4 protein-coding genes are annotated in these 5,329 nt (G+C 70.2%); 3 read left to right on the top strand and 1 reads right to left on the bottom strand.

Features of this window, described 5'->3' with window-relative positions:
• A partial coding sequence (locus CCN72_RS00520; protein ID WP_086805840.1) for a multifunctional oxoglutarate decarboxylase/oxoglutarate dehydrogenase thiamine pyrophosphate-binding subunit/dihydrolipoyllysine-residue succinyltransferase subunit occupies positions 1-3,755 on the top strand: 3,755 nt, incomplete at its 5' end.
• Between the two features lie 77 nt (positions 3,756-3,832).
• On the opposite strand, the gene CCN72_RS00515 is transcribed toward CCN72_RS00520, so the two are convergent.
• Positions 3,833-4,015, bottom strand: a complete 183-nt coding sequence (locus CCN72_RS00515) for a DUF6104 family protein (protein WP_019075209.1) — start codon at positions 4,013-4,015, stop codon at positions 3,833-3,835.
• Between the two features lie 191 nt (positions 4,016-4,206).
• Here CCN72_RS00515 and CCN72_RS00510 point away from each other — a divergent pair, with 191 nt between their 5' ends.
• Both CCN72_RS00510 and CCN72_RS00505 read left to right on the top strand, forming a co-directional pair.
• Positions 4,207-5,082 (top strand): DUF4097 family beta strand repeat-containing protein, encoded by an 876-nt coding sequence (locus CCN72_RS00510; RefSeq protein ID WP_086805839.1) that lies wholly within the window; start codon positions 4,207-4,209, stop codon positions 5,080-5,082.
• Position 5,083: 1 nt separating this feature from the next.
• On the top strand, positions 5,084-5,329 hold a 246-nt coding region (locus CCN72_RS00505; protein WP_143664016.1), incomplete at its 3' end, for a PadR family transcriptional regulator.

The following is a 5,329-nucleotide window of genomic DNA, read 5'->3' as shown; positions in this document are numbered from 1 at the left end:
AAGCCACCGGGAAGAACCCCGCGGCCGCGTTCGGCGCGAACGAGTGGCTCGTCGACGAGATCTATCAGCAGTACCTCCAGGACCCGAATTCGGTAGACCGTGCCTGGTGGGACTTCTTCGCCGATTACAAGCCGGGCGCGCCTGCCACGCCCGCGCCGGCGGGTACTGCGGCCGCGGGGGTCGCAGCGACCCCCACCCCGGCGCCCCAGGCCGCTCCGGCGCCCGCGGCCCCGGCGGCCCCGAAGCCCGCCGCCGCCCCGGCGCCCGCTGCGGCCGCTCCGGCGGCTCCCGCGGCGAAGACGGCCCCCTCCCCGGCCAAGCCGGCGCAACCCGCACAGGCGCCCGCTCAGCCGCAGGCGAAGGCCGCTCCCGCCGCCGAGGCCCCCGCCGGTCCCGAGCAGATCACTCTGCGCGGCCCGGCCGCCGCGGTCGCCAAGAACATGGACGCCTCGCTGGAGATGCCGACCGCCACCTCGGTCCGCGCCGTCCCGGTGAAGCTGCTGTTCGACAACCGCATCGTCATCAACAACCACCTCAAGCGCGCCCGCGGCGGGAAGATCTCCTTCACGCACCTCATCGGGTACGCGATGGTGCAGGCCATCAAGGCCATGCCGGCGATGAACCACTCGTTCACCGTCAAGGACGGCAAGCCGACCCTGGTCAAGCCGGCCCACGTCAACCTCGGTCTCGCCATCGACCTGGTCAAGCCCAACGGCGACCGCCAGCTCGTCGTCGCGGCGATCAAGAAGGCCGAGACGCTGAACTTCTTCGAGTTCTGGCAGGCCTACGAGGACATCGTCCGCCGCGCCCGCGAGGGCAAGCTGACCATGGACGACTTCACCGGGGTCACGGTCTCCCTGACCAACCCCGGCGGCCTGGGCACCGTGCACTCCGTGCCGCGTCTGATGCCCGGCCAGGCCGTGATCATGGGCGTCGGCTCCATGGACTACCCGGCCGAGTTCCAGGGCACCAGCCAGGACACCCTGAACAAGCTCGGTGTCTCCAAGGTCATGACCCTCACGTCGACCTACGACCACCGGGTCATCCAGGGCGCCGCCTCCGGCGAGTTCCTGCGCCAGGTCGCCAACCTGCTGCTCGGCGAGAACAAGTTCTACGACGAGATCTTCGAGGCGCTGCGCATCCCCTACGAGCCGGTCCGCTGGCTCAAGGACATCGACGCGTCCCACGACGACGACGTCACCAAGGCCGCGCGCGTCTTCGAGCTGATCCACTCCTACCGGGTCCGCGGCCACGTCATGGCCGACACCGACCCGCTGGAGTACCGCCAGCGCAAGCACCCCGACCTGGACATCGTCGAGCACGGCCTCACCCTGTGGGACCTGGAGCGCGAGTTCGCCGTCGGTGGTTTCGCCGGCAAGTCGATGATGAAGCTGCGCGACATCCTCGGGGTGCTCCGCGACTCGTACTGCCGCACCACCGGCATCGAGTTCATGCACATCCAGGACCCCAAGCAGCGCAAGTGGATCCAGGACCGGGTCGAGCGCGGCCACGCCAAGCCGGAGCGCGAGGAGCAGCTGCGCATCCTGCGCCGGCTGAACGCGGCCGAGGCGTTCGAGACCTTCCTGCAGACGAAGTACGTCGGCCAGAAGCGCTTCTCCCTGGAGGGCGGCGAGTCCGTCATCCCGCTGCTGGACGCGGTCATCGACTCCGCCGCCGAGTCCCGCCTGGACGAGGTCGTCATCGGCATGGCCCACCGCGGCCGCCTGAACGTGCTCGCCAACATCGTCGGCAAGTCGTACGCGCAGATCTTCCGCGAGTTCGAGGGCAACCTCGACCCGAAGTCGATGCACGGCTCCGGCGACGTGAAGTACCACCTGGGCGCCAACGGCACCTTCACCGGCCTGGACGGCGAGCAGATCAAGGTCTCGCTGGTCGCCAACCCCTCCCACCTGGAGGCGGTCGACCCGATCCTGGAGGGCGTCGCCCGCGCCAAGCAGGACATCATCAACAAGGGCGGCACGGACTTCACCGTCCTGCCGGTGGCGATCCACGGCGACGCGGCCTTCGCGGGCCAGGGCGTGGTGGCCGAGACCCTGAACATGTCGCAGCTGCGCGGCTACCGCACCGGCGGCACCGTGCACATCGTCATCAACAACCAGGTCGGCTTCACCGCGGCCCCCGAGTCCTCGCGTTCCTCCATGTACGCGACGGACGTGGCCCGCATGATCGAGGCCCCGATCTTCCACGTGAACGGCGACGACCCCGAGGCCGTCGTCCGGGTCGCGCGGCTGGCGTTCGAGTTCCGCCAGGCGTTCAACAAGGACGTGGTGATCGACCTCATCTGCTACCGCCGCCGCGGTCACAACGAGTCGGACAACCCGGCCTTCACCCAGCCGCTGATGTACGACCTGATCGACAAGAAGCGCTCGGTGCGCAAGCTCTACACCGAGTCCCTGATCGGTCGTGGCGACATCACCCTGGAAGAGGCCGAGCAGGCCCTCCAGGACTACCAGGGCCAGCTGGAGAAGGTCTTCACGGAGGTCCGCGAGGCCACCGCGCAGCCGGCCGCCGGTGCCCCCCAGGAGGCCCAGGACGGCTTCCCGGCCGCGGTCCCGACCGCCGTCTCCGCCGAGGTCGTCAAGCGGATCGCCGAGTCCCAGGTCAACATCCCCGAGCACATCACCGTGCACCCGCGGCTCCAGCCGCAGCTCCAGCGCCGTGCGGCGATGGTCGAGGACGGCACCATCGACTGGGGCATGGGCGAGACCCTGGCCATCGGCTCCCTGCTGCTGGACGGCACCCCGGTCCGCCTCGCGGGCCAGGACTCCCAGCGCGGCACCTTCGGCCAGCGCCACGCGGTGCTGATCGACCGGGAGACCGGCGAGGAGTACACCCCGCTCCAGTACCTCGCCGAGGACCAGGCGCGGCTGAACGTCTACAACTCGCTGCTGTCCGAGTACGCGGCCATGGGCTTCGAGTACGGCTACTCGCTCGCGCGTCCCGACGCGCTGGTGATGTGGGAGGCCCAGTTCGGCGACTTCGTCAACGGCGCCCAGACGGTCGTCGACGAGTTCATCTCCTCGGCCGAGCAGAAGTGGGGCCAGACCTCCGGCGTCGTCCTGCTGCTGCCGCACGGCTACGAGGGCCAGGGCCCGGACCACTCGTCCGCGCGCCCGGAGCGGTTCCTCCAGCTGTGCGCCCAGAACAACATGACGGTGGCCATGCCCACCTCGCCGTCGAACTACTTCCACCTGCTGCGCTGGCAGGTGCACAACCCGGCCCACAAGCCGCTGGTCGTCTTCACCCCGAAGTCGATGCTGCGTCTGAAGGCCGCCGCCTCCAAGGCGGAGGAGTTCACGACCGGTGGCTTCCAGCCGGTCATCGGCGACGCGACCGCCGAGGCGGCCGCGGTCCGCAAGGTCGTCTTCTGCTCCGGCAAGGTCTACTACGACCTGGAGGCCGAGCGTAAGAAGCGCGGCGCCACGGACACGGCGATCATCCGCATCGAGCGCCTGTACCCGCTGCCTGGTGCCGAGCTCCAGGCGGAGGTCAACAAGTACCCGAACGCCGAGAAGTACCTGTGGGTCCAGGAGGAGCCGGCGAACCAGGGTGCCTGGCCGTTCATCGCGCTCAACCTGATCGACCACCTCGATCTGGCGGTCGGCGCGGACATCCCGGCCGGCGAGCGGCTGCGGCGCATCTCGCGCCCGCACGGCTCGTCCCCGGCGGTGGGCTCCGCCAAGCGCCACCAGGCCGAGCAGGAGCAGCTGGTGCGTGAGGTGTTCGAGGCGTAAGCCTCCGGCACGACGACAACGCTGAAGGGCCCGGTTCCGTACGGAACCGGGCCCTTCAGCGTTTCTTCCGCCCCTGCTTACTCGTCGTCGTCCTCGTCGTCGAGGCGGGCGAGCCAGGTGGCCAGGCGCTCCACGGGCACCTCGAAGTCGGGGTTGAGGTCCACGAAGGTGCGCAGCTGCTCGGCGAGCCACTCGAAGGTGACCTCCTCCTCGCCGCGCCGCTTCTCCAGCTCCTCGATGCCGCGGTCGGTGAAGTACATGGGGTTGCGTCTCCTGGTGTGCGTATGCGCCCGGGCCGATGGGACAGGCGTCGGCGTCGTCACCAGCCTAAGCAATGCGCGGGGCGGTGTTCCCGAAAGAGTGTCTTGACTTCGCGAGGCCACGATATATCGTGTTTCTGGACGGACGCGATATGGCGCGTCGCGATCGTGTACGGCCGAGGAGGTCCCCCATGTCCGAGTGGTCCGTCGCCGAGCCACAGAAGCTGACGTTCGACGCCCCGGTGAGCACCCTCCAGGTGCGCATCGCGGGCGGCACGGTGAATGTGATGGGGGTCGAGGAGGGCCCCGCCCGCCTGGAGGTCTCGGACATCGAAGGTCCCCGGCTGCTGGTGACGCACGAGAACGGCACCCTGTCGGTGGGGTACGAGGACCTGACCTGGCAGGGCTTCACCAAGCTCCTGGACCGCAAGAGCTGGCGCCGCAGCGCGGTCGTCTCCCTCGCGGTCCCCGCGGACGCCAAGGTGGAGGTGGGCACGGTCGGCGCCGGTGCGGTGATATCCGGCGTCCGGGGCCCGGCGGTGGTCCGGGGCGTCACCGGCGACACCGCCCTGGTCGGCCTCTCCGGACCGGTCCAGGCGAACACCGTCTCGGGGAACCTGGAGGCGCAGGCGGTCACCGGCGAGCTGCGCTTCACCTCGGTCTCCGGGGACCTGACCGTGGTCGAGGGCTCGGGCCCCGTCGTGCGGGCCGACTCGGTCAGCGGCTCGATGATCGTGGACCTGGACCCGGAGGGGCCGACGGACGTCCATCTCACCAGCGTCTCGGGCGAGATCGCCATCCGGCTGCCGCACCCGGCGGACGCGGAGGTGGAGGCGAACACGGCGAGCGGCCGGATCTCCAACGCCTTCGAGGGGCTGCGGGTGCACGGCCAGTGGGGCGCCCACAAGATCACCGGCCGGCTGGGCGCGGGCACGGGACGACTCCGGGCCACCACGGTCTCCGGCGCGATCGCCCTGCTCCGGCGTCCCGACCGGGCGGCCGACGGCACGACCGACGGCACCGCCGCCGCCCCGACCGACGGCCCGACCGACAAGAAGGTGCTCTGACATGCCCCCCGTCTTCGCGCACGGACGCCTGCGCCTGTACCTGCTCAAGCTGCTGGACGAAGCCCCCCGCCATGGCTACGAGGTGATCCGCCTCCTGGAGGAGCGCTTCCAGGGGCTGTACGCGCCCTCGGCGGGCACCGTCTACCCCCGGCTGGCCAAGCTGGAGGCCGAGGGCCTGGTCACCCACACCACCGAGGGCGGCCGCAAGGTGTACGCCATCACGGACGCGGGCCGCGCCGAACTGGCC

This window comes from Streptomyces murinus (genome assembly GCF_002154555.1).
GTDB lineage: Bacteria > Actinomycetota > Actinomycetes > Streptomycetales > Streptomycetaceae > Streptomyces > Streptomyces murinus.
This window is presented reverse-complemented; position numbering and strand designations above follow the sequence as displayed.

Excerpts from the sequence above, each read along its gene's own strand:
- CCN72_RS00510 (WP_086805839.1), top strand. The coding sequence starts at position 4,207 with ATGTCCGAGTGGTCCGTCGCCGAGCCACAGAAGCTGACGTTCGACGCC.
- CCN72_RS00515 (WP_019075209.1), bottom strand. The coding sequence starts at position 4,015 with ATGTACTTCACCGACCGCGGCATCGAGGAGCTGGAGAAGCGGCGCGGC.